Below are 25,431 nucleotides of genomic sequence, written 5' to 3'. Positions count from 1 at the left end.
GAAGAAAGTTAATATGTTTAGTGTACTATTGAATGTGGTATTAATAGCTATTATAGCTATTGGAGTGCTATTTTTCTTACCTAAGGAACAAAAATCAGAAGTCAAATCGTCAATTAATATCGAAAGTATTGAAAAAGTGAATGAAGTTGTATTTTTGAATGCGGGAATTAATGAAATTATTACTAAAACAAATACAACTCAAGTTTTTGGGCATGATGTGCCGTTCTCTAAAAAAACAGCATTAGTAATTTTAAATTATAACGCTAAATTTGGGATTAAAAGTAGTGTAAAGGTTGAACAAATAGGTGAAAAAGAATATAAGGTTATTGTTCCAAAATTTGAAGTAATTGGTGTGGAACTTTCAAAAGATAATCCTTACAATTTGTATGATAATCATGGAGAGTTGTTAAGTGGGACTACAGAAGATGTTGATACTGGGAAATTGGTCACAAACCAACTTTCTAGTGATAAACAAGCAGAGTATTTAGATAAATTTAAGAGTGAAATTAAAGAATCTGCAATCAATTATTATAAAACAATATTTTCTTCAATGGATTCTGAAGTAAAAGTAACTATAGAATTTACAGAATAATTTTTGAAATACAAAACCCTGACCAGAGATGGTCAGGGTTTTGTGTGGTTCTATAATTTTTAGGGTTGATGGAATTTTTCCACCAACCCTATTTTAGTGTATACAAAAAGGCCAACATCCATTATATTAAAAGCGCTTAAACCTAAAACAAAAGGATGATGACCATATGAACAATATACTAGAAGCTACACTACAAATCAAAGATGTACACAATGAAGGTGTTACATTCCATTTCTTAGAGAATATTAAAGAAGTATTGCGTGATGAGAGTGGGAAAGTAACTGGTGTAAAAGTTATTACAATGGAACTTGGTGAACCTGATGAAAGTGGAAGAAGATCAACGCATGAACTGGCAGGTAGTGAACATATTATTCCATGTGACCTTGTCGTTGCAGCAATTGAACAAAAGTAGACTTTAGTGTTCTAGATGAAAGGTAAAAATTTGACTTTCGGTCAACATCAGAGTCCAATAGAAATGAACTAATAATAGGTGATGCATATTTAGGTCCTCAATCTATCGTAACCGCAATTAAAGGCGGGTGAGAAGTTGCGACAGAAGTACATGAATCGTTTAAAGAAAACACATAAATAACTTGTGGTGCCTTTCGTTTTTTTACTGGGAAAATTAAGGAACTATAGTTATAAATACTTAAAGATTTTAATATATTAACATGTATATATTTATGAGAAGATCAAATAGAAATATTTGATATTAGCAACAATATCTACATCTTATAACAATATATGTATTAATATATTCATAAAATATTAGTAGGAGAATAGTATGAACAAAAAATTACTATCAGGCTTAGGGACTGACCCCAAAAAGTGAGAATTTAATAAAAACACCCTAGGGCTACCGTCTTCGGTATTCAACCGGAGACAGGTAGTCCAATTTTTGTTGGATTCTTTTTTCATTAGGTTCTTCATCAACACTATTTGACAAAGAGCCAAAAGAATCAGGTGATAAACCTGATTCTTTTTTTGTTTATACATTCTCGTCGAGATTACATGATACCGAAGAAACGAGCTGCGATACCAACTACAAAGAGGGCAAGAATGATTGTGATTGGAGATACTTTTTTCTTAAGCAACCACATGCATAGGAAAGTAAGGAGAAGTCCCATCAATCCTGGAATCAATGAGTTCAACTGTCCTTGAAGGGTTTGTGGTTGAACGCTATCCAAGCTCAATCCGCTGAGTGCTTGACCAAGAATACCCTTCAATTCTCCACCTGTAACAGGACCTTCTGGGAAGACGATGTAGGCACCTTCTGACAATTGTTTACCTGGAAGGTTGATAGTGAAGTTGATAGATACCCAACGTTGTACAAGAACGGCAAGGATGAACATACCAAGGATTGAAGCTCCTTTAGTGATGTCTTTCAAGATACCACCTGACATGTCTTTAGTGATTTCAGATCCAGCCTTGTAACCAAACTCTTGTGTATACCAAAGGAAAGACATACGGATAGCATTCCATCCAAAGAAAAAGAGAAGTGGTCCGACGATATTACCAGTCGCAGCAAGTGATGCACCAAGGGCACCGAGGATAGGACGTACTGTAAACCAGAAGACTGGGTCACCGATACCAGCAAGAGGTCCCATCATACCAATCTTAACACCTTGGATAGCAGCGTCATCGATGTCAGTACCGTTTGCGCGTTCTTCTTCAAGTGCAAGAGTAACCCCCATGATTGGAGCAGCTACGTATGGGTGAGTGTTGAAGAACTCAAGGTGACGCTCAAGAGCAGCAGCTTGGTCTTCTTTTTTAGTGTAAAGTTTCTTGATAGCTGGGATCAAAGAGTAAGCCCAACCCAAGTTTTGCATACGTTCGTAGTTCCAAGAACCTTGAAGGAATTGTGAACGCCACCAAACCTTTTGGCGATCTGATTTTGATAATTGAATTTTTTCAGCCATGATTGTTCCCCTTTCTAGTAGTCTTCTAGGATATCACCGATTGGATCGTTAGAAGTTGCAGCTCCTCCGCCACCGTTTCCGCCTTGTTTAGAAAGGTTGAGGTAGATGAAGGCAAGGGCAACACCGATGACACCAAGGGCAATCAAAGTCAATTGAGAGATTGCTGCAAGAGCAAAACCGATAGCGAAGAATGGCCATACTTCACGAGTAGCCATCATGTTGATAACCAAAGCGTAACCAACGGCAACGACCATAGCACCACCGACAGCCATACCACCTTTAAGCCATTCTGGCATAAGTTCCAATACGCCTTGAACGGCTTCAGTTGGCATTGCAAGCAAGAGTGCAGCTGGGATAGCAATACGTAGACCTTGAAGAGCAAGGGCAAAGTAGTGAGCGCGTTCAACAGCAGCAATGTTTCCTTCTTTAGCAGCAGCGTCAGCAGTGTGAACCAAACCAACTGAGATTGTACGAACGATCATAGTCAAGAAAAGTCCAGCTACGGCAAGAGGGATTGCAGTTGCAGTTGCGACTGCGATACCTTCAGTAGTAAAGTTACCACCTTTGATCATGATGATTGCAGCAGCAACAGAGGCAAGAGCAGCGTCAGGAGCTACGGCAGCTCCGATGTTAGCCCAACCAAGGGCGATCATTTGAAGTGATCCACCAAGCATAACCCCTGCTTCGAGGTTACCAGTTACAAGACCGATAAGGGTACATGCTACGATTGGTTGATGGAATTGGAATTGGTCGAGGATACCTTCAAGACCTGCGAAGAAGGCAACAACTACAACCAAGATAGCAGAAATGAATGAAATATCTGACATGGTTTTATTCCTTTTCTATTTAGTTTTAATTATTGAACGTTAGCTTTGCTAATCAAGTCAAACAAATCTTTTTTAGTGTCGTTTGGCACTTTACGTACGTCAAATTCAACACCAAGATCACGCATTTTTTCAAATGTAGCAACGTCATCTTTGTCCATTGACAATACGTTGTTGATCATTGTTTTACCAGTTGAGTGAGCCATTGATCCAACGTTAAGAGTCTTGATTGGCACACCGCCTTCGATAGCACGAAGGGCATCTTGAGGTGTTTCAAATAAGATAAGGGCGTGTGTGTTACCAAAACGAGGATCTTTTGCAACCTCAATCAATTTTTTGATTGGAACAACGTTAGCTTTCACTCTGTTAGGAGCAGCTTGTTTGATCAACTCTTTACGTAGTTCGTCGTTTGCAACGTTATCTGAAGCAACAATGATACGGTCTGCTTTAGAATCTGGAGTCCAAGCAGTTGCGACTTGCCCGTGAAGAAGACGTGTGTCAAGACGAGCAAGGTTGATTTTCAATTTACCGTCTCCGATAACAGTTCCTTCTGGAATAGCAGCTTGGGCAACTGGAGCAGCTGCAGCAGTTGCAACTTCCTCAGCTGGGTTTAGCTCCTCTGGAAGAGCCTTGATGCCATCTTTGGCCTCTTTAATGATGTTTGCAGCGACTTTATCCACTCCAGCAGCAGCGTCCATAAGGCGCTCTGTGTAAGCTTGGATCAACATCGGTAAATTAAGTCCTGTGATGATGGCAAATTTACGCTCAGGGTTTTCTCCCATTACGCGGCTAGCTTGGTTAAATGGAGAACCACTCCAAAGGTCAGCCAAGACTAGAACCTCATCTTCTGCGTCAAATGCAGCCACAGCATTGTTGAACTTGGCGTATAAATCATCTGGACCTTCGTTTGGCATAAAGGTTACAACTTGAACCTTTTCTTGTTCACCAAAGATCATAGATCCTGACTGATGAATACCCGCAGCAAATTCACCGTGGCTCGCAATAATGATTCCGATACTCATTATTGTCATTCCTCCTTATAAAATGTTTGACTTGTAGTTTAAGAAAACTTTAAGACTCCTTAAGTATAAATCGTTTTCAGAAAAAAAGCAACTAATTATAATAAAGAGTGAAAAAAATCTCAAAGCTTTATCTTTACAGATATTGATATATAAACCTTTTGTAAAATCGTCTATAAAATGGTAAAAAAATTTAATATAAAAAATGGGTGGACAGAGGTCGATGAATTAACTCACGACTTTCTAGTCCCGGTCCCTGATGTTTCAATAATCCGCTGTTTGCTTGTAGAATTTGTCTAGAAAAATGACGTTTTCTTCACTAGTGCTCTTGGGCGTCTAAAAAATGCCCCAAGTCCAATTAGTTGTCGTATCAAAATGTTATATTCAATGAAAATCAAAGAGCAAACTAGGAAGCTAGCCGCAAGCTGTACTTGAGTACGGTAAGGCGAAGCTGACGTGGTTTGAATTTGATTTTCGAAGAGTATTATTGCTAAAAAAACGAGGTGGGATTTTCTGTCCCTACCTCGTTTTGGCATTTATTATTTATCTTAATGAGTAAAGTCTAGAACCATACGACCTTGGATGGTACCGGCAGCCATTTCATCAAAGACAGCAATGGCATCTTCGACAGGACGTTTTTGAACGATTGGTACAACCAGACCTTCAGCACCAAATTGGAAGGCTTCTTCCAAATCTTTACGTGTTCCAACGAGAGAACCGATGACCTGAATACCGTCAAGAACTGTTTTGACGATGCTTAGATCCATCATTTCTGAAGGGAGTCCGACAGCTACTACACGACCGCCTGCACGAACAGAGTCAACTGCTTGGTTAAAGGCAACTTTTGATACAGCTGTTACGACAGCTGAGTGAGCACCACCGTTTGTTTTTTCTTTGATAAGACCTGGGACATCTTCGACTTCAAGACCATTAATTACGATATCAGCACCAACTTCTTTAGCTAGAGCAAGTTTATCGTTGTTAATATCTACTGCGATAACGTGAGCGTTGAATACTTTTTTAGCATATTGAACAGCTAAGTTACCCAGCCCTCCAGCACCATAGAGGACAACCCATTGACCTGGCTCAACTTTTGCTTCTTTGATAGCCTTGTAGGTAGTAACACCGGCACAAGTAATTGAAGAAGCTTGGGCTGGATCGAGACCTTCTGGAACCTTAACGGCATAATCTGCAGTTACGATACATTGTTCTGCCATACCACCATCTACTGAGTAGCCAGCATTTTTTACTGTACGGCAAAGAGTTTCGCGTCCAGTTGTACAGTATTCACACATACCACAGCCTTCAAAGAACCAAGCTACGCTGACACGGTCGCCAACTTTGAGGCTCTTAACATCAGGGGCGATTTCTTTAACGATACCGATCCCTTCGTGACCGAGAACACGTCCTGGAACTTTTCCAAAGTCACCATGGGCAACGTGGAGGTCTGTGTGGCAAACACCACAGTACTCAACTTCAACAAGTGCTTCCCCAGTTTCGAGCGGACGGAGCACTTTTTCTTCAATAGCAACACCAGTGCTTTCTGGATTTACAACAACAGCTTTCATAGCTATCCTCCTTGGTTAGTAGTTGAGGTGCAGAGGAAAAGGGGCTTGCCTTGACTCATGATTCAAGTGAAGTCGAATTTGAACTGCCCTCTTTTTTGTCTATATGTGAATTATATCACTATATTCAATATAGTACAAGGTATTTGATGTAAAAATATATGTAATCGCTTAACCGGTTGATGAGACTGTGAAAATTGAACAATGATATCTGACGTCTTGTCATAAAATTTCATATAATGAGGAAGTTATTTGGTCTTAAATCTAGGGAGCGAGCTTGCAAACAGATTTTCTAAGGTCCTTCTCTAGGAGTTTTTGGTATAATAGAGAGTAATTTGTTTTCTAGTATGAGAAGTTAGAATGAGAGGTATGTATGTCCCCTTCAGTTCAGTTATTAAAAGACCGCTATTTAAAAAATATCAAAGAAAATCCAGATCTCTACATCGGTATTGAGTTGGGGTTTCCTATCGTTCATACGAAAGGTCAACCTACAGATATTGAAGTCAGCAAGGACTTGATGCATTTTTTGGTTGATGTTCTCAGTCTGGAAGTTGAAAAGGTAGACCAGGAGGGCAATCCGATTCAACTTGTAGAACCGATCAGTCAAGACCGAATTTTGTTTGAGGTTTCCTACACGACTTTGGAGTTTGCCTTTGGTAGAGCCCAGAAAATCCAAGAGGTCGAAGGACGATTTCAAGCTTATATGAAGGTCATTCAGGAAAAATTAGGCGAAAAGGATCATGCTATCCAGGGCTGGGGGCTTCACCCGAACTGGGATATCAATGATAATAGACCTGTGGCTTATGCACGCTACCAGATGTTAATGGACTATCTGAAGATGGGCAACAATCAGGAGTCCGTTTCTTTGCATGACTTCCCACAATATGGAGCCTTTATCTGTGGTAGTCAAGTTCAGCTAGATGTCTCAAAGTCAAACTACTTACGTGTTATCAATGCTTTCACACAGATAGAAGCAGCCAAAGCTTACCTGTTTGCCAATTCTGAGTTTTCAGGAGCAGACTGGGACACCCAGATTTCACGAGATATTTTTTGGGAAGATTCCATGCATGGAATTTATCCAGAGAATGTCGGTGTCAATTCAAAACTCTTCAAAGATGAGGATGATTTCTTTGATTATCTAGACCACTCTGCGATTTTTACAGCAGAACGTGATGGGGAAACCTACTATTTTTCTCCAATTCGGGCTAGAGATTACTTAGATACTGATGAGATTACTGCCTATACTCTAAATAGAAAAGAAACTCTGCTTGCTCCTCAAGAGAAGGATTTCCAAACGCACCGTAGTTACCAATTTCAAGACTTGACAACACGAGGGACTGTTGAATTTCGTAGTGTTTGTACACAGCCGTTAGACCGAACCTTTGCTTCAGCAGCCTTTCATCTAGGTTTGTTGGTGAATCTTGACAAGCTTGAAGCTTACCTAGAAACAGCTCCTTTCTTTGAAATATTTGGTCGTGACTACAAGTCTTTGAGAAGACAATTTTCTAAGAAACACCTCACAGATGAAGAAACAGCTGGGATTGTCCAGTTCTCCAAAGACTTGCTAGCGATAGCAGAGCAAGGTCTTAAGATAAGAGGTCAGCAAGAAATGACCTATTTAGAGCCTTTGAAAGAAGAATTAGACCTATAATTTTCCTATAAAGGAAGAATTTTCTGAAAAATCATGTTATAATGAATAGGACTATAGATAAAGGATAGAGATTTATGACATTAGTTTATCAATCAACGCGTGATGCGAACAATACAGTAACAGCCAGCCAAGCGATTTTGCAAGGTTTGGCAACAGATGGAGGCTTGTTTACTCCAGTGAGCTATCCAAAGGTGGACTTGGATTTTGACACATTAAAAGACGCTTCTTATCAAGAAGTGGCCAAGCTTGTCTTGTCAGCCTTCTTGGATGATTTTACAGCAGAAGAGTTGGACTACTGTATCACCAACGCCTATGACAGCAAGTTTGATACGCCAGCTATTGCCCCTCTTGTGAAACTAGATGGCCAATACAACTTGGAACTTTTCCACGGTTCAACCATTGCCTTCAAGGATATGGCCTTGTCTATCTTGCCATACTTTATGACGACAGCTGCCAAGAAGCACGGTTTGGAAAACAAGATTGTCATCTTGACAGCAACATCTGGAGATACTGGGAAAGCTGCTATGGCAGGATTCGCGGATGTCCCAGGAACTGAAATTATCGTTTTTTATCCAAAAGACGGTGTCAGCAAGGTACAAGAGTTGCAAATGACCACTCAAACGGGCGAAAATACCCATGTTATCGCTATTGATGGAAACTTTGACGATGCTCAAACAAACGTGAAACATATGTTCAATGATGTGGCTCTTCGTGAAAAATTAGCGGCCAACAAGTTGCAATTTTCATCTGCTAACTCGATGAATATTGGTCGTTTGGTGCCACAGATTGTCTACTATGTTTATGCCTACGCTCAGCTTGTTAAAACTGGTGAGATTGTAGCTGGTGACAAGGTTAACTTCACCGTACCGACAGGAAACTTTGGGAATATCTTGGCTGCCTTTTATGCCAAGCAAATTGGCCTACCAGTTGGTAAATTGATCTGTGCTTCAAATGACAACAATGTCTTGACAGATTTCTTTAAAACTCGTGTCTATGACAAGAAGCGTGAGTTTAAGGTAACCACTAGCCCATCTATGGATATCTTGGTCTCTTCAAACTTGGAGCGCTTGATTTTCCATCTTTTGGGAAATGATGCGGTTAAGACAGCTGAACTCATGAATGCTTTGAATAACCAAGGTCAGTATGAATTGACAGATTTTGATGCAGAGATTCTTGACCTTTTTGCAGCAGAGTATGCGACTGAAGCGGAAACAGCAGCAGAAATCAAGCGTGTTTATCAAACAGATGCCTACATTGAGGATCCACATACAGCGGTTGCCTCAGCTGTTTATAAAAAATACCAAGCGGCGACAGGCGATGCGACTAAGACTGTGATTGCTTCAACCGCTAGTCCATATAAATTCCCAGTAGTTGCAGTAGAAGCTGTAACAGGGAAATCAGGCTTGACCGACTTTGAAGCTTTGGCTCAGTTGCACGAAATTTCAGGAGTAGCAGTGCCACCTGCAGTTGATGGCCTCGAAACAGCTCCAGTTCGTCACAAGACAACTGTGGCGGCTGCAGATATGCAAGCAGCGGTAGAATCTTATCTAGGACTTTAAAACAGAGGAAGTAAACTCGGTTGGGCAACTAACTGAGTTTCTTTTCATCAGGAGGAAGGATTGTTTAAGAAAAATAAAGACATTCTCAACATCGCTTTACCTGCCATGGGTGAAAATTTCTTGCAGATGCTCATGGGGATGGTGGATAGCTATCTGGTGGCACATCTGGGCTTAATCGCTATTTCGGGTGTATCTGTAGCTGGAAACATTATCACCATTTATCAGGCTATTTTTATTGCTTTGGGAGCAGCAATTTCTAGTGTTATATCAAAAAGTTTGGGACAGAAAGATCAGTCTAGACTAGCCTACCATGTGACAGAAGCTCTCAAGATAACCTTGCTATTGAGTTTAATTTTAGGTGGCTTGTCAATCTTTGCAGGTCAAGAGATGATTGGTCTTTTGGGTACTGAACAGGCTGTGGCTGAAAGTGGTGGCTTATACCTATCTTTAGTTGGTGGAACAATCGTTCTCCTGGGCTTAATGACTAGTCTAGGAGCCTTAATTCGCGCTACCCACAATCCTCGACTTCCGCTTTATGTTAGTTTTTTATCCAATGCTTTAAACATCCTTTTTTCAAGTGTCGCCATTTTTATCCTTGATATGGGGATAGCTGGTGTAGCTTGGGGGACTATTTTGTCTCGTTTGATCGGGGTTGTAATTTTGTGGTCACAATTAAAACTTCCATATATGAGACCGACGTTTGGACTGGACAAAGACTTGCTGACCTTGGCGTTACCTGCAGCGGGAGAACGTCTCATGATGCGAGCTGGAGATGTGGTCATTATTGCCTTGGTTGTTTCTTTCGGAACTGAGGCAGTCGCAGGAAATGCAATCGGTGAAGTCTTGACTCAGTTTAACTATATGCCAGCCTTTGGTGTTGCGACAGCAACAGTCATGCAGGTAGCTCGAGCAGTTGGGGAGAATGATTGGGCAAGGGTGGACAGACTAAGTAAGCAAACTTTTTGGTTGTCTTTCTTTCTCATGTTGCCCTTAACGCTTAGTATCTATGCTCTCGGAATGCCCCTAAGCCACCTTTACACTAGTGATCCTGTGGCTATCAAAGCTAGTGTTCTAGTGACTCTTTTTTCACTTTTAGGGACTCCTATGACAACGGGGACGGTCATTTATACAGCTGTCTGGCAAGGTTTGGGAAATGCCCGACTTCCCTTTTATGCGACAAGTATCGGAATGTGGTGTATCCGTATCGGAACAGGGTATCTGATGGGAATTGTTCTTGGTTGGGGCTTGCCTGGTATCTGGGCAGGAACGCTTTTGGATAATGGTTTCCGTTGGATTTTCCTACGCTATCGTTATAAGCAATATATCTCTTTGAAAGGATGAAACATGAACAAAATTGGATTTATTTGGGATTTAGATGGAACTTTATTGGACTCTTATGAGGCTATTTTAGCAGGAATCGAAGAGACCTTTGCTCAGTTTGACATTCCTTATAATAAGGCTGAGGTTCGTGCCTTTATTCTACAAACTTCCGTTCAAGATCTGTTGGAAAAGGTGGGAGAAGAAAGAGGCTTGGATGCAGATATGCTCAATCAGATTCGTGCTCAGAGCTTGGCTGAGAAGAATGCTCAAGTGGTTCTGATGCCAGGGGCGCGTGAAATCTTAGCTTGGGCAGACCAGCAAGGAATTGAGCAGTTTGTTTATACCCATAAAGGGGACAATGCTTTTACAATTTTGGAGAATTTGGATTTGGCCCACTATTTCACAGAAATTTTAACCAATCAAAGTGGCTTTGCTCGGAAGCCTAGTCCAGAAGCTGCGATTTATCTTTTAGATAAGTATGGATTAAATCCTCAGCAGACTTATTATATCGGCGATCGGACTTTGGATATAGAATTTGCCCAAAACAGTGGCATCCAGAGTATCAATTTCCTTGCCTCACCTGCAACTTGTAATCAACAGATAGAGCATCTGGAGGATATTAGCTCACTTTCCTTCTAGAACTTTCTTCAAGAAGAATGTGTCAGCCTGATGACAAGAAACTAACAAACTATTTCAAGTAATGTGATTTGTTACAACGAATGTACAGTTCTGTTAAATAGCCCCAAAAGGGCTTTTTTTCTATTTTCTTTGTGTTATGATAGACAGGTACTACATTTGAAAAGGAGTTTGATAGTATGAAGAAAAGAATTATTTTAGCATCAACAGTAGCCTTGTCCTTTGCACCTGTATTGGCAACTCAAGCAGAAGAACTAGTATGGACAGCGCGCAGTGTTGAGCAAATTCAAAACGATGTTACTAAGAATGAGAATAAAACAAGCTATACGATTCAGTATGGAGATACTCTAAGTACCATTGCCGAAGCTTTGGGAGTGGATGTGACCGTTCTTGCTAACTTGAACAAGATCAGCAATATTGATCTGATTTTCCCTGAGACAGTGCTTACTACAACTGTTAATGATGAGGAAGAAGTGACAGAAGTTGAAATTCAAACCCCTGACACAGTTCAAGGTGGCGAAGGAACAACTGCAACAGCAGATTTGACAACTAACCAAGTCACTGTAGATGACCAAACTGTACAGGTTGAAGATTTAACTCAACCAGTTGAAGAAACAGAGTCTCAAGTTGAAGCAGTAGCACCACAAGCGACAGAAGAAGCAGTAGCAGAGGTTACTACAGAAGTTGTAACACCAGCGGAAGATCCGGTAGCAGAGGCTACTACTGAAACTGTAGCAGAAGTTGCGAGCCCAGTAGTAGAGAACTCAACTCCAGTAGTGGAGGAAACAGCTGTAGAGACGGCTACAAGCGCATCTGATACAGAAGACGTTACCTATCAAGCAGAACCAAGTCAGCACTCTTCAAACACTTATGCAGCACCAGCAGCTCCTGATTATGCAAGTATTGCAGCTTCAAAATCAGAAAATGCAGGTCTACAACCACAAACGGCTGCCTTTAAAGAAGAAATTGCTAACTTGTTTGGTATCACATCATTTAGCGGCTACCGTCCTGGAGATAGTGGCGACCACGGAAAAGGTCTTGCCATTGACTTTATGGTTCCAGTAAGCTCAGCTCTTGGAGACCAAATTGCAGATTATGCGATCCAGAACATGGCGACCCGTGGAATTAACTATATCATCTGGAAACAACGTTTCTATGCACCATACGATAGCATATATGGACCAGCCTACACTTGGAATCCAATGCCAGATCGTGGAAGTGTCACAGAAAACCACTATGACCACGTTCACGTATCGATGAACTAATAGAAAGAGGAGTTGAAACTAATCTAGTTTCGGCTTCTTTTTTTGCAAGAATAGTATTTATAAGTGAAATAAAATCTGAAACATGATAAAATGTAAGCGTATACAAATAACAGTACTAAGGCATTAAAAGCAGAGAGAAAGGATGAAGTGAATGACAAATCGATTGAAAACTCCATTTGAGAAAACAAGAGATGATTTTGAACAGGAATTTTGCGGAGAAATTGTTGAGCTCTTGATTTTTACCCTCCAAAATGTAAATGGGGCTGCTTCTTTAAAAGATGGTTGTAAAATGCCGTCCGTTCATTTTAAAGCTAGTGTCAATGTCGCAACCCAGGAGTTCTCTGAACGTGAGGGACGTTTGGAATGGCTCCTGACCCCAGAAGAATTTGAAGAAAAGCATTGGGGATTTAGTTTTGAACCCTACAAAATTCATCGTATCAAATGTCAAAAACGCCCCTTCATGGAGCTAGAGCCATATATGTCAGAAGTAGCTAATAACTGCTACCACTTGCTGGAATACTTAGATGACCAATCCACAGACGCTAGGTTAGAGACCTTGATTGAAACCTATCAAAAACCGGTCATCATTCAAGACGATATTGGCGAATTCACCTTAAACAGAGCCTATTCTTGGTTTGAAGGATTTATCACTTATGAGGGTGGTAAGATTCATGCTATGTTTGATGCGGGTACAGATGAAAGTCTCCCTCCACGTTCTTTCGATGATTTAAAGAAATTTATGGGAACTTTCCAAGTTCAAGATACTCGGATTAAAGACTATATTGTCAAAGAACTCTGGGAAACAGCTCAAGACTGGATAGATTCAGATGAAAATGATGTGGTGTTAACAGAAGAGTATTTTACCAACTCTCTTTCCTTGAGTGAACTATCGATCAATGAAGACAGGGAATTGACCCTCTACTATGATGATAGAGAGGAAATTTTTGCAGGCCATGCCATCGAAGTTGTCATCGATAAAGAGGGGGAAATCCTTAGATCGGACTTGGTAGGCTAGTAATTGGGTTCTCAATAGATTTTAGAAGAAAAGAGGCTGGGACAAAAAATCTCAGCCTCGCTTTATAGTTACCATGCTCGTCTAAGGAAAACTTCCTTTTTCAATCCATATCCTTGACTATTTTACTAGCTTGATGAAGCTTGAGAGGTCTTGGAATAGTATATTCAGACTAGGACTTTCGCTTTTTGTTACATTGTCTATGTTTCATAAATATGAGCAAAAGACTTGCATTATGAATTTATTTGTCTTATAGTTGACTAATCAATCATTGATAAATCAAATATTTACAAGGAGATAGAAATGGCAGAAATACACGAATTACTTTATCAAGTTCGCTTAGCAGATCAAATCATCACACAACTTTTTGAGAAACAGTTGGGAATCAGTTTGACTCGCTATCAAATCCTGCAGTTTTTATTGCAAAACTCACCTTGTAACCAAATTGCTGTTCAGGAGAAGTTAGAGATTGACCCTGCAGCCCTGACCCGTCATTTCAAGATTTTAGAGTCAGAGGGCTATGTCAGTCGTGAGCGAAATCCAGTCAATCAACGAGAAGTCTTAGTTGAATTAACCCAAGAAGCCAAGAATCAACTCTTGGTCAATCCGCCTAAACATCACTTGAAAGTGAAGGAACAGATGGAGAGCATCTTATCGCCTACTGAGCAGAAAGAGCTGACGACTTTACTGACCAAGCTAGTGTCAGGTCTAGAAAAAATAGAATTTTAAGGAGAAAACGATGTCAATTATTACTACTATTTTAGCAACACTTGTTGCCCTCGAACATTTTTATATCTTTTATTTGGAGACTATGGCAACGCAATCGGACACAACCAGTCGTGTCTTTAACATGGATAAGGAAGAATTAGGAAGGCCATCAGTAACCTCTCTTTTCAAGAATCAGGGGATTTACAATGCCTTGATTGGTCTATTTCTTCTTTATGGAATCTATTTCTCGCAGAGCCTTGAAATCGTGACAATCTTTGTTTTATTTGTCATAGGAGCAGCGGCTTGTGGTGCCTTAACTGCAGATAAAAAAATCATTCTAAAGCAAGGTGGGCCAGCTATTTTAGCCCTCTTGAGTATCCTTTTCTTGAAATAAAAAAGGCCAGCACCTAGTGCTGGTTTTTGCTAACATATGTTTTTCTATCCTTTTTTATGTTTACGTTCAAGAAGTCTCTGATAAAAGAAGATTTGACAACTATAGACATAAGGATAGATGGAGATGCTCACAATCCCAAAGCTAATCCAAATAAGGAAATACCAAGGGAGCAACTGTAAGTCAAGGACAAAGCGCTGGAACTTATAGCCCTTCATAAGGAAGCGACTAGTTTCAAGGATCCGACTTGGCTTAGCTATCCCAATTGCAAGGGTGTCACAAAGGAGTAGTTCAACTTGCGAATATGCATAATACTGTGGAAGATAAATAATGGTGCCTAGAATCATCAACAAGACGCTTCCAAAGAAGTAAAGCGCAAAAGTAAGCAGAAACTGTTCAGTATCTGTACTCGAGAGGTCAACTGCTGGAAATTCAGGGTGCAATTCCACAAATTTACGAGCCATTAGGCTACTGTAAAAGAGACAGTAGACTCCAAGAAGATTAGGTAGACTCCATAAAAAGAGGTAGAAGCGTTTGAGCAAGAGCGTCAGGAAAGTCTGACTAAAGAGACGGTTGTCTAATAAAGACAAACTACCCTTGAAGGAAAGCTCTGTTTGAGGCACTCTAAAGAGATTGATGCTTGTAAAGAGGGCGCCAGCTAGGATAATCGAGCCTGTAAAACCAAGTGCCAAAGGAAAAAGCGATGACTGGATCAAGGTTATCAGAAAACTGAGGAAGGATTGCTCAAGAATTCCTTCGTCAATTAGAGATAGAGGGCTTATAAAACTAGTTAAAATTAGGACAAGACTTGGCAGTAGAAAGACAAGTAAAAGACGAGGATGTTCGCTTTGAAAGTGTCTAGCTTGCTGACGAACTTCTTTTAAATCAATTTTTTGGTATTTCATTCTTTCATTATACCATAGTTCGTGACAGTTCCCGTTTTTTTTGATAGAATCATACAGTATGCCCTTGGGCACTAAGTAAGAACTGGGACTGTTTTTCCCAGCTTCGGAGGTAAAAAATGTCAGATTCACCAATCAAATATCGTTTGATTAAAAAAGAAAAACACACAGGAGCTCGTCTAGGGGAAATTATCACACCCCACGGGACCTTCCCAACTCCTATGTTCATGCCGGTTGGGACTCAAGCAACGGTCAAAACCCAATCACCAGAAGAGTTGAAAGAGATGGGGTCAGGAATTATCCTATCTAATACTTATCACTTGTGGCTACGTCCTGGAGATGAGTTGATTGCTCGAGCAGGTGGGCTTCATAAGTTTATGAACTGGGACCAACCTATCTTGACGGATAGTGGCGGTTTCCAAGTGTATTCCCTAGCGGACAGCCGTAATATTACTGAAGAAGGAGTAACGTTTAAGAATCATCTCAATGGTTCCAAGATGTTCCTTTCACCTGAAAAGGCCATCTCTATCCAAAACAATCTAGGCTCAGATATCATGATGTCCTTTGATGAATGCCCTCAGTTCTACCAACCCTATGATTATGTGAAAAAGTCAATCGAACGTACCAGCCGTTGGGCTGAGCGTGGTTTGAAGGCTCATCGTCGTCCGCATGACCAAGGTTTATTTGGGATCGTGCAAGGCGCAGGATTTGAAGATCTTCGTCGTCAGTCAGCTCAGGACCTTGTCAGCATGGACTTCCCAGGCTACTCTATCGGTGGACTAGCAGTTGGAGAAACCCACGAAGAGATGAACGCAGTTTTGGACTTCACCACTCAACTCCTTCCTGAAAACAAACCTCGTTACTTGATGGGAGTGGGAGCGCCAGATAGCCTGATTGATGGTGTTATCCGTGGTGTCGATATGTTTGACTGTGTCTTGCCGACTCGTATCGCTCGTAACGGAACTTGTATGACTAGCCAAGGACGTTTGGTTGTCAAGAATGCCCAGTTTGCAGAGGACTTTACCCCACTTGATCCTGAGTGCGATTGCTACACATGTAAGAACTACACCCGTGCCTACCTTCGTCACCTGCTCAAGGCCGATGAAACCTTTGGTATCCGCTTGACAAGTTACCATAACCTCTACTTCTTGCTCAACCTTATGAAGCAGGTTCGTCAGGCTATCATGGATGATAATCTTTTGGAATTCCGTGAGCATTTTGTTGAAAAATATGGCTATAACAAGTCAGGGCGCAATTTCTAAGTAAAGCTCAAATCCTAAGTTTTCTCTTAGGATTTTTCTTCTTTTTTTGATAAAATAAAGGTAATATGGAATGAAAATTAGATGGCTTTCTAGCCAATCTAATGAACGGAGAATAAACTCGTATGCGTATAAAATGGTTTTCCTTGATTAGGATTACAGGTTTACTCTTGGTGCTTTTGTACCATTTCTTTCAGACGCTTTTTCCAGGAGGCTTCTTCGGGGTTGACGTCTTTTTCACCTTTTCGGGCTTTCTCATCACGTCTCTCTTGTTGGAAGAGTATGGTCAAAAGGGGCAAATTGATCTTTTAGGATTTTTCAGGAGACGTTTTTATCGGATTTTCCCTCCAGTCGTCTTGATGATACTTGTTACAATGCCTTTCACCTTCTTGGTTCGGCAAGATTATGTAGCAGGTATAGGTAGTCAGATTGCTGGTGTCCTTGGTTTTATGACCAATTTCTATGAGATGCTAACGGGTGGGAGTTATGAATCTCAGTTTATCCCTCATCTGTTTGTCCACAATTGGAGTCTCGCAGTTGAAGTTCATTACTATATCTTGTGGGGCTTGGCAGTTTGGTTCTTGTCTAAGCGGGCGAAATCATCTGGACAATTAAGAGGGACAGTATTTCTCCTGTCATCAGCTGCCTTTATCATCAGTTTCCTTTCAATGTTTATCGGTAGCTTTATCGTTAGCTCCTACTCGACGGTTTACTTTTCAAGCTTTACCCACGTCTATCCTTTCTTTATAGGTAGTGTCATGGCAACCTTGGTAGGTGTCCGTCAAACGACTACTCTGGTTAAGCGTCTAAATAATACCTGGGATTTGAAACAGACTTTGCTGGTCTTTGGTGCAGGTTTGGGAGTCTTGCTTCTACTGACCTTCTTCGTGAAATTTACCTATCTCTTTGCCTATTTGATTGGATTCTTACTTGCAAGTTTAGCGGCACTTGCTATGATTCTTGCTACTCGAGTCTTGCATGAGAAGACACCAAATATTGAGGAGCCAAGGGTGATTAGCTTCCTAGCTGATACCAGTTACGCAGTATATCTCTTCCACTGGCCGTTTTACATTATATTTACCCAGTTGATGGGCAATCTGCCAGCAGTGATTTTAACGACTGTCCTCTCGTATCTTTTTGCAACCCTCTCATTCTATGTAATTGAACCTTTAATCGCTGGAAAGACAACAGGGCTTTTGCAAAAGGCAAAAGAGATTCCACATATCAAGACTGTTTTTGTGACTAGTAGTGGAATTCTTACTTTGATAACGCTGATTGTAATGATCATTGCCCCACAAGTTGGTGCTTTTGAGACTGATTTGACTGTCAATGGTCTTAAACAAGCGCAGACCAATCTTACTCGCACAAAAACTGTGGCAGATCAGACGGAAGCAAGCCGCTACAATATTACAGATGGTGTATCTATCATAGGGGATTCTGTAACCTTACGGGCAACACCTGGTTTACAAGAGGTTTTGCCGGATGCACAGACAGATGGGCAAGTAAGCCGAAATACAAAGCAAGCCAATGCCATTATGCTGAATAACAGCCAAAATAAGGCACTGCCTAAGATCGTTGTTATTGCTACTGGTGTTAATAATCCTGAGGACTACAAGGCTGACATAGACTCCTTGGTGACAAATCTACCTAAGGGGCATCAGCTTGTTCTGGTGACACCTTATGAAGGGGATACAAGCCAGGAAACTCAACCTTATGTAGAACAATATGCCAGCTATGCGCGTGAAGTTGCTCAAAAGTATCCCTACATTGAAATTGCAGATTGGAACCAAGTTTCTAAGGATCATCCAGATATTTGGAAGGGAACAGACCAGGTTCACTTTGGTAATGACAATACCAAGCTGGAAGAGGGAGCCAAGCTCTATGCAGAAACGATAGCTTCAGCCATCAAGGCCCTAGCAGATAAACCTGTGAAATCAAAATAATACCTAAAAAGAGAGTGGGACAGAAATCGGTAATTCGTTAGAATTCGATTTCGTCGTCCCACCTCCGCACAGTTGAGTAGGGCTGTAAAAGCTGATGAAATCAGCGTAGTAGTGCCCACTCAACCACTGCGTCTTGCTCGACAATCCAAAGACAATTGAGAGGTCAGGACTTTTGTCCCAGCCTCTTTTTCTTTTCAGGAAGCCTTTCTTGGAAGATAAAAAATAATTCCTTTAGACTATATCGAGGTCTTCAGCTTATCGGTTTATCTATCTTGTCAGCAATCTTAAAGCAGTGCTTTGACCAATCTGTGACCTAGCCCTTGTCTCTTCTTTGAGTGTCATAGCGAATCCAGTCTTGATTGGGAAAAACTTGCCAAATTGTCAGAATTATGAGAAAATAGGTGCAGTCTAAAAATGGAGGGAATGCAATGAGAGAAGATATCAAAATCAATAACCGTGCTCTAGCATTGGAAGATCAAATCATTGAAGTGCTCGAAAAAGTTTATGATACAGATGTAGAGTTAGATGTATACAACCTTGGATTGATTTACGAGATTGACTTGGACGAAAATGGACTTTGTACAGTTGTTATGACCTTCACGGATACTGCCTGTGACTGTGCAGAAAGTCTGCCAATCGAGATTGTGGCAGGTTTAAAACAAATTGATGGGATTGAGGATGTCAAGGTAGAGGTCACTTGGTCTCCAGCTTGGAAGATTACACGAATCAGTCGTTATGGGCGTATAGCTCTAGGACTACCTCCACGATAGTTATCTATTTTGAAACACACAAAAAAGCAAGTCAAAAATGGCTTGCTTTTGATTTGCTTATTTTTTTCCAGATTGTTCCATATTCCAGAAATCTGTAACGGCACCACGTGATGCAGAAGATACGGTATGGGCATACTTACCAAGGACACCACGGCTATAGAGTGGTGGCAAGGTTGTTTCTGCCTTGCGTTTTTCAAGTTCTTCATTGGAAACGGCCATGGAAATTTCTTTTGTATCTTGGTCGACAGTGACGATATCGCCTGTACGGAGATAGGCAATTGGTCCACCATCCTGAGCTTCAGGAGCGATATGTCCAACAACCAATCCATAAGTACCACCAGAGAAGCGTCCGTCTGTCAAGAGGGCGACCTTGTCTCCTTGGCCTTTACCAACGATCATTGATGAAAGTGATAGCATTTCAGGCATACCAGGGCCACCCTTAGGTCCAACGAAACGAACTACGACTACATCGCCATCAACGATTTCATCTGACAAGACAGCTTGGATAGCATCTTCTTCTGAGTCAAAGACCTTAGCTGGACCAACGTGACGACGCACTTTAACACCTGACACCTTGGCAACTGCACCGTCAGGAGCAAGATTACCGTTCAAGATGATAAGCGGACCGTCCGCACGTTTAGGATTTTCAAGTGGCATGATGACTTTTTGGCCTGGAGTAAGATCTGCAAAGTTAGCTAAGTTTTCAGCGACAGTCTTACCAGTACATGTGATGCGGTCTCCATGAAGGAATCCATTTGCCAACAAGTACTTCATAACTGCAGGTACACCACCAACCTCGTAAAGATCTTGGAAGACATATTGACCAGAAGGTTTCAAGTCAGCTAAGTGAGGCACACGTTCTTGGATTGTATTGAAGTCCTCAAGTGACAAGTCAACATTAGCCGCGTGGGCGATAGCAAGCAAGTGAAGAGTGGCGTTAGTAGAACCACCTAGAGCCATTGTCACTGTAATGGCATCTTCAAAGGCTTCGCGAGTCAAGATATCTGAAGGTTTGATACCAAGTTCAAGCATTTTGACAACTGCACGACCAGCTGCTTCGATGTCTTCTTTCTTATCAGCAGATTCAGCTGGGTGAGAAGAAGAACCTGGCAAACTCATCCCCAAAACTTCGATAGCAGTAGCCATGGTATTAGCTGTATACATACCACCACAGCCACCAGGGCCAGGGCAGGCATTACATTCGAGACGCTTCACGTCCTCAGCAGTCATGTCACCGTGGTTCCACTTACCGATCCCTTCAAATACAGAAACCAAATCAATGTCTTTGCCATCAAGGTTACCGGGTGCAATGGTTCCCCCATAGGCGAAAATAGCTGGGATATCCATATTGGCAATGGCAATCATAGAACCAGGCATGTTCTTATCACAGCCCCCGATAGCTACAAAGGCATCTACGTTATGACCACCCATAGCAGCTTCGATAGAGTCCGCGATGATATCACGAGACGTTAGGGAGAAGCGCATACCCGGTGTTCCCATGGCAATACCGTCGGCTACCGTAATGGTTCCAAACTGCACAGGCCAAGCACCAGCAGATTTGACACCTTCTTTGGCTAATTTCCCAAAGTCATGCAAGTGGATATTACATGGTGTATTTTCTGCCCAAGTCGAAATGACTCCCACAATCGGTGTTTCAAAGTCCTTATCTGTCATACCGGTCGCACGAAGCATGGCACGGTTTGGTGATTTAACCATACTGTCATAGATGCTACTGCGGTGACGTTTATCTAATTCTGTCATTTGTTCCCTCCCAATTCAGTTTGTATCATTATAGCACATTTTAAAAGCAATGAACAGAAGAAAATTCTTGAATTTTCAGAAAATTCTATACAGAAATATTTTCTTTAAAAATTTTGCATTTATTTCTTGACTTTATAAATTAAAGTGATATCATTTAGATATCAAAAACAGGAGGTCATTCTGATGACTGAAAAACTAATCAATTCAAAACCCAATGGTGTAGTAGCATTGGTACTCATTGAGTTGGCATTCGTACTTGGTGTCTTTATATTTATCATGGGCGCTGGTTCAGAAAACATTTTTGGAATTATTATCGGACTTTTATTAAGCTTAATTGCAGGTCTAGCTCATGCTGGTTTAAAAGTTGTTAAACCTCAGGAAGCTCTGGTTTTGACCCTCTTTGGTAACTATACTGGGACCATCAAAGAACCTGGTTTTTACTTTGTCAATCCCTTCAGTATAGCGGTCAATCCTGCAAACCACACTCGACTTGGTCAAAGTGGTGATGTTAGCACGAAATCACCTTTTTCAGGGATGAAATCATCAAATGGCAATGATGTAAACCTTGAAATTGGCAAGAAACAGATTTCTCTCAAAGTTATGACCTTGAGTAATTCCCGTCAAAAGATTAACGATTGCTTAGGGAACCCTGTAGAAATCGGAATTGCCGTTACTTGGCGTGTAGTCGATACGGCTAAAGCAGTCTTCAACGTTGATAACTATAAAGAATATCTTTCATTGCAGTGTGATAGCGCCCTCCGTAATATTGTCCGCATCTATCCTTACGATGTGTCTCCGAATGTGGATACTACAGGTGACGGGCAAGCAGATGAAGGAAGCCTCCGCGGTTCTAGTGAGATTGTAGCTAAGCGTATTCGTGAAGAAATTCAGAGTCGTGTTGAGGATGCTGGCTTGGAAATTCTTGAAGCACGTATTACTTACTTAGCTTATGCACCGGAAATTGCAGCTGTCATGCTTCAACGTCAACAAGCATCAGCCATTATTGATGCACGTAAGATGATTGTTGATGGCGCTGTAGGAATGGTTGAAATGGCACTAGAACGTCTCAATGAAGGAGAATTAGTAGAACTTGACGAAGAACGAAAAGCTGCTATGGTTTCAAATCTCCTAGTCGTTCTCTGTGGCAATCATGATGCACAACCAATTGTCAATACAGGAAGCCTTTATTAGAAATGGCAGAAGCTAAAAAGAAGCAAATCCCCCTTCGACTCTCGAATAAGCTATACGCTGCACTCGCATCATGGGCAGAAGATGACTTTCGATCAGTCAACGGGCAAATTGAATATCTTCTTACAGAATGTGTCAAGCAACGGAAGAAAGACGGGAAATACGTCTCAGAAACTATTGATGAACCCTTCGAAATTGATATTTAATCTATTTTCCTATCCAGAATAGTGGATAGGAAAATTTTTTTATCTTTTTTTGTCAAGTAACTTTACTTTACAAAAAAGTTTTGATATACTATTAAAGTTGATGAAAATCAAACCTAACTGAATTTATATCTTAAAAGGAGAAATCAAAATGGCAGTACCTGCACGTCGCACTTCAAAAGCGAAGAAAAACAAACGTCGTACACACTACAAAGTAACAGCTCCATCTGTAAACTTTGACGAAACTACTGGAGATTACTCACGTTCTCACCGCGTATCACTTAAAGGATACTACAAAGGACGTAAGATCGCTAAAGCTGCATCAGCTGAATAATAGAAGGGAGATACCATGCGCGTAAATATTACACTTGAACACAAAGAATCTGGTGAACGCTTGTACCTTACTTCTAAAAACAAACGTAACACTCCAGACCGTCTTCAATTGAAGAAATACTCACCAAAACTTCGCAAACACGTTGTGTTTACAGAAGTTAAATAAGAGTTAACGTATTTTAAACATCTTAAAACCAATGGTTTCGGCCATTGGTTTTAATTTTTAGTAACATTATGGTAAACAGGTGGTGATAAATTCTCACCACCTTTTCTCTCCTCTTCTTTTTTTGAGAGCGCTTGAAATATGTTATAATAGTTCTAGATTATTTTTTTGGAGGCAAACCGTGGGAAATTTCATTGAGCTAGTCTTTCATCGTTTCTTTTTGGGGATGATAGCTACAGCTTATTTTTGGTTATTGACACTAGCAGGAGGTGTGGTTTTTGGTATTGCGCCAGCTAGTGCGACTCTCATGAGTTTATTTGCAGAACACGGCTATTCTTACCGTTCTTATCGTTTCAAGGAAGCATGGGCTTTGTTTAAAAGCAATTTTATCAAAAGCAATCTGAGCTTTTATACTTTTTTTGGACTTGATTTGCTCTTGATTTATGGTTTATATCTGATGGTTCAATTGCCGCATCAGACCATTCTCCACTTGGCAGCAACTTTTCTAAATATCTTTCTGGTTGTTTTGGTATTTTTGGCCTATGCGGTGTCTTTAAAATTGCAGGTTTACTTTGACTTATCCTACAAAAATACTCTAAAGCTTGCCTTCATCGGAATTTTTATGAGTTTGTCAGCCATGGCTAAGATTCTTCTTGGAAGTGTCTTGTTAGCCATCATTGCCTTCTACATGCCAGCTCTCATCATTTTTGTGGGAATTGGAATGTGGCATTTCTTTATTAGTGATTTATTGGAGCCTGTTTATGAAAACATTCATGAAAAATTGGCGTCCAAATAGAATGAAACAGTTTTGGCTTCATTCGCTCCTTAGAACCTATAGTTGGGTGATGATTGTCATCATTGCCAGTTTTGCCCTTTTGATTTCCTATGTAAACTGGGATAATCGCGAAAAAGAAGCGGAGCATGTTTCCCAGCGGGTTTTAACACGGACAGTGAGTGAGGTTGAATATTACTATCGTGAGTCAGCTCGTTTAGCTCAAGATTTAGTAGAAAACCAAGCACGCATCGAAGGGATTTATAAGTACTTTAGCCTCAGCACCCCCGATTATTTTTATTGGCAACTAGAGCGTAAGGCGTCACCTTATATTTCGGTATCCATCTATGAAAATATCGATGATCTCTATGTGCGCAATGATTTTGTAACAGGCGTAGCCATCGTTTTACAGGATTCGACAGAAGTTTATGTCTCCAAAAGGGACAATCGTAGTGGCTATAAAGTACCTGCTGAAGGTTTCAAGCCAGAAGCTAATAGTTTTGCCATTCCAGTATCGGACCCAGTATCAGATCTACCTTTAGGTGTGATCTACATTTCCGTGACTTCTGATGTTTTTTATAAGGCTATTGATAATACCAGAGGAACCATTCCCATCGCTGTGACCATTACCTCCCCTTTTGAAACGGATATGTTTCATCTAGGTGAAAAAAGTGATCGTGAGAATTGGTTGCTCGCTATAACGTCTCATGGCTATCAGGTTCAAGTTGCTGTTCCTAGAGATTATGTACTTAGTGGTAGCATGGCTAGTTCAGGCATCATCCTTGCCCTGAGCGCTCTCTTTATCGTCATTTTATATGCGACTTTGAAGAAGACATTCTCCAAGTATCAAGCACAAGTTGTTGACCTAGTGGAGACAATCCATGATATTGCGCAGGGGGAACAAGGCAAAAGAATTGATCTTAAGAAGAAAGATCAGGAATTACTTTTAATCGCTGAAACGACAAATGATATGTTGGATCGACTGGAGAGAAATATCCACGATATTTACCAGCTGGAGCTGAGCCAAAAAGATGCCAATATGCGGGCATTGCAAGCTCAAATTAATCCGCATTTTATGTACAATACCCTCGAGTTTTTACGAATGTATGCAGTCATGGCAGATCAGAACGAATTGGCAGATATTATCTACGAATTCAGCAGTCTCTTGCGCAACAACATCTCTGATGAACGAGAAACGACGCTCAAGCAAGAAGTAGAGTTTTGTCGCAAATATAGCTATCTCTGTATGGTTCGCTATCCCAAGTCAATCGCCTATGGCTTTAAAATTGATCCCAAGCTAAAAGAAATGCGGATTCCAAAATTCACCCTCCAACCTTTGGTGGAGAATTATTTTGCCCACGGAGTTGATCACAGAAGAACCGATAATGTTATCAGCATCAAGGCTTTGAAACAAGAGGGCTATGTCGAAATTTTAGTGGTGGATAATGGTCGTGGGATGTCTGCTGAAAAATTAGCAGAAATTCAAACTAAATTAGCCCAAAGAACCTTTGAACACACAGTGGATTATAGTGGGAAACGACAATCCATTGGGATCGTCAATGTGCATGAACGCTTTGTTCTCTATTTTGGGGAACGCTATAACATTAGTGTGGAATCAATGGAACATCAAGGTGTTCGTTATCGAATTACTATTCAGGATGAGGAGAAAGGATAAA

The 25,431-nt window shown here is 40.9% G+C and carries 25 protein-coding genes; 19 read left to right on the top strand and 6 right to left on the bottom strand.

Features of this window, described 5'->3' with window-relative positions:
* Positions 1–13 precede the first annotated feature (13 nt).
* Positions 14–592, top strand: coding sequence for a DUF4230 domain-containing protein (locus ACORHT_RS08890; protein WP_083279572.1), 579 nt, complete (start codon positions 14–16; stop codon positions 590–592).
* 166 nt (positions 593–758) lie between these two features.
* Positions 759–1,004 (top strand): glutamate synthase, encoded by a 246-nt coding sequence (locus ACORHT_RS08885; protein WP_070458797.1) that lies wholly within the window; start codon positions 759–761, stop codon positions 1,002–1,004.
* Between the two features lie 595 nt (positions 1,005–1,599).
* Here ACORHT_RS08885 and ACORHT_RS08880 read toward each other — a convergent pair.
* The 4 genes from ACORHT_RS08880 to adhP all read right to left on the bottom strand — a co-directional run bounded on the left by ACORHT_RS08880 (position 1,600) and on the right by adhP (position 5,922).
* Positions 1,600–2,511 carry a PTS system mannose/fructose/sorbose family transporter subunit IID gene (locus tag ACORHT_RS08880; RefSeq protein WP_000818311.1) on the bottom strand — a complete coding sequence of 304 codons (912 nt, stop codon included), beginning with the start codon at positions 2,509–2,511 and terminating at the stop codon, positions 1,600–1,602.
* 14 nt (positions 2,512–2,525) lie between these two features.
* Positions 2,526–3,338, bottom strand: coding sequence for a PTS mannose/fructose/sorbose transporter subunit IIC (locus ACORHT_RS08875; RefSeq protein WP_001280303.1), 813 nt, complete (start codon positions 3,336–3,338; stop codon positions 2,526–2,528).
* 29 nt (positions 3,339–3,367) lie between these two features.
* Entirely contained in the window at positions 3,368–4,357 is a 990-nt protein-coding gene (locus ACORHT_RS08870; protein ID WP_434350070.1) for a PTS sugar transporter subunit IIB, read from the bottom strand.
* A gap of 545 nt (positions 4,358–4,902) precedes the next feature.
* Positions 4,903–5,922, bottom strand: a complete 1,020-nt coding sequence (gene adhP, locus ACORHT_RS08865) for an alcohol dehydrogenase AdhP (protein WP_214262664.1) — start codon at positions 5,920–5,922, stop codon at positions 4,903–4,905.
* Positions 5,923–6,292: 370 nt separating this feature from the next.
* On the opposite strand from adhP, the gene ACORHT_RS08860 reads away from it, so the two are divergent.
* From ACORHT_RS08860 to ACORHT_RS08825, 8 genes are all read left to right on the top strand, one after another.
* Positions 6,293–7,570 carry a gamma-glutamylcysteine synthetase gene (locus tag ACORHT_RS08860; protein ID WP_434350069.1) on the top strand — a complete coding sequence of 426 codons (1,278 nt, stop codon included), beginning with the start codon at positions 6,293–6,295 and terminating at the stop codon, positions 7,568–7,570.
* 74 nt (positions 7,571–7,644) lie between these two features.
* A complete protein-coding gene (gene thrC, locus ACORHT_RS08855) occupies positions 7,645–9,129 on the top strand; it encodes a threonine synthase (RefSeq protein WP_434350068.1) in 1,485 nt (494 codons plus the stop codon).
* Between the two features lie 60 nt (positions 9,130–9,189).
* Positions 9,190–10,470 (top strand): MATE family efflux transporter, encoded by a 1,281-nt coding sequence (locus tag ACORHT_RS08850; RefSeq protein WP_434350067.1) that lies wholly within the window; start codon positions 9,190–9,192, stop codon positions 10,468–10,470.
* Positions 10,471–10,473: 3 nt separating this feature from the next.
* A complete protein-coding gene (locus ACORHT_RS08845) occupies positions 10,474–11,088 on the top strand; it encodes an HAD-IA family hydrolase (RefSeq protein WP_414321487.1) in 615 nt (204 codons plus the stop codon).
* A gap of 176 nt (positions 11,089–11,264) precedes the next feature.
* Positions 11,265–12,350 carry a LysM peptidoglycan-binding domain-containing protein gene (locus ACORHT_RS08840; protein ID WP_434350066.1) on the top strand — a complete coding sequence of 362 codons (1,086 nt, stop codon included), beginning with the start codon at positions 11,265–11,267 and terminating at the stop codon, positions 12,348–12,350.
* Between the two features lie 151 nt (positions 12,351–12,501).
* Entirely contained in the window at positions 12,502–13,365 is an 864-nt protein-coding gene (locus tag ACORHT_RS08835) for a DUF2262 domain-containing protein (protein ID WP_434350065.1), read from the top strand.
* Positions 13,366–13,665: 300 nt separating this feature from the next.
* Complete coding sequence (locus tag ACORHT_RS08830; protein WP_434350064.1) at positions 13,666–14,091, top strand: MarR family winged helix-turn-helix transcriptional regulator; 426 nt, start codon at positions 13,666–13,668, stop codon at positions 14,089–14,091.
* 10 nt (positions 14,092–14,101) lie between these two features.
* Positions 14,102–14,464, top strand: a complete 363-nt coding sequence (locus tag ACORHT_RS08825; protein WP_434350063.1) for a DUF1304 domain-containing protein — start codon at positions 14,102–14,104, stop codon at positions 14,462–14,464.
* A 44-nt stretch (positions 14,465–14,508) separates the two neighbouring features.
* On the opposite strand, the gene ACORHT_RS08820 is transcribed toward ACORHT_RS08825, so the two are convergent.
* The gene (locus ACORHT_RS08820) at positions 14,509–15,366 is read right to left on the bottom strand and encodes a DUF975 family protein (RefSeq protein WP_434350062.1); all 858 of its coding nucleotides are present in this window, start codon (positions 15,364–15,366) and stop codon (positions 14,509–14,511) included.
* Positions 15,367–15,482: 116 nt separating this feature from the next.
* Here ACORHT_RS08820 and tgt point away from each other — a divergent pair, with 116 nt between their 5' ends.
* The 3 genes from tgt to ACORHT_RS08805 all read left to right on the top strand — a co-directional run bounded on the left by tgt (position 15,483) and on the right by ACORHT_RS08805 (position 19,335).
* A complete protein-coding gene (gene tgt, locus ACORHT_RS08815; protein WP_016466286.1) occupies positions 15,483–16,625 on the top strand; it encodes a tRNA guanosine(34) transglycosylase Tgt in 1,143 nt (380 codons plus the stop codon).
* Positions 16,626–16,747: 122 nt separating this feature from the next.
* On the top strand, positions 16,748–18,565 hold the full coding sequence (locus ACORHT_RS08810) for an acyltransferase family protein (protein ID WP_434350061.1): 1,818 nt from the start codon (positions 16,748–16,750) through the stop codon (positions 18,563–18,565).
* Between the two features lie 428 nt (positions 18,566–18,993).
* Positions 18,994–19,335 carry a metal-sulfur cluster assembly factor gene (locus tag ACORHT_RS08805; protein ID WP_049495258.1) on the top strand — a complete coding sequence of 114 codons (342 nt, stop codon included), beginning with the start codon at positions 18,994–18,996 and terminating at the stop codon, positions 19,333–19,335.
* 57 nt (positions 19,336–19,392) lie between these two features.
* On the opposite strand, the gene ilvD is transcribed toward ACORHT_RS08805, so the two are convergent.
* The gene (gene ilvD / locus ACORHT_RS08800; RefSeq protein ID WP_434350060.1) at positions 19,393–21,096 is read right to left on the bottom strand and encodes a dihydroxy-acid dehydratase; all 1,704 of its coding nucleotides are present in this window, start codon (positions 21,094–21,096) and stop codon (positions 19,393–19,395) included.
* A gap of 183 nt (positions 21,097–21,279) precedes the next feature.
* Here ilvD and ACORHT_RS08795 point away from each other — a divergent pair, with 183 nt between their 5' ends.
* The 6 genes from ACORHT_RS08795 to ACORHT_RS08770 all read left to right on the top strand — a co-directional run bounded on the left by ACORHT_RS08795 (position 21,280) and on the right by ACORHT_RS08770 (position 25,430).
* On the top strand, positions 21,280–22,287 hold the full coding sequence (locus ACORHT_RS08795) for an SPFH domain-containing protein (RefSeq protein ID WP_414294591.1): 1,008 nt from the start codon (positions 21,280–21,282) through the stop codon (positions 22,285–22,287).
* A 2-nt stretch (positions 22,288–22,289) separates the two neighbouring features.
* Positions 22,290–22,490 (top strand): PTS ascorbate transporter subunit IIC, encoded by a 201-nt coding sequence (locus tag ACORHT_RS08790; RefSeq protein ID WP_000796543.1) that lies wholly within the window; start codon positions 22,290–22,292, stop codon positions 22,488–22,490.
* Positions 22,491–22,638: 148 nt separating this feature from the next.
* Entirely contained in the window at positions 22,639–22,821 is a 183-nt protein-coding gene (gene rpmF, locus ACORHT_RS08785) for a 50S ribosomal protein L32 (protein WP_000290417.1), read from the top strand.
* A 15-nt stretch (positions 22,822–22,836) separates the two neighbouring features.
* Positions 22,837–22,986, top strand: coding sequence for a 50S ribosomal protein L33 (gene rpmG / locus ACORHT_RS08780; RefSeq protein ID WP_001265622.1), 150 nt, complete (start codon positions 22,837–22,839; stop codon positions 22,984–22,986).
* Positions 22,987–23,164: 178 nt separating this feature from the next.
* The gene (locus ACORHT_RS08775) at positions 23,165–23,779 is read left to right on the top strand and encodes a YesL family protein (protein ID WP_434350059.1); all 615 of its coding nucleotides are present in this window, start codon (positions 23,165–23,167) and stop codon (positions 23,777–23,779) included.
* Positions 23,757–25,430 (top strand): sensor histidine kinase, encoded by a 1,674-nt coding sequence (locus ACORHT_RS08770; RefSeq protein ID WP_434350838.1) that lies wholly within the window; start codon positions 23,757–23,759, stop codon positions 25,428–25,430. Before ACORHT_RS08775 ends, ACORHT_RS08770 begins: the two co-directional genes overlap by 23 nt.
* Position 25,431: the final 1 nt, after the last annotated feature.

Origin of the sequence: Streptococcus sp. KHUD_014, from assembly GCF_051106275.1 — a bacterium.
Lineage (GTDB): Bacteria > Bacillota > Bacilli > Lactobacillales > Streptococcaceae > Streptococcus.
The sequence above is the reverse complement of the archived record's forward strand: the minus strand, read 5'-3'. Positions and strand labels throughout refer to the sequence as shown.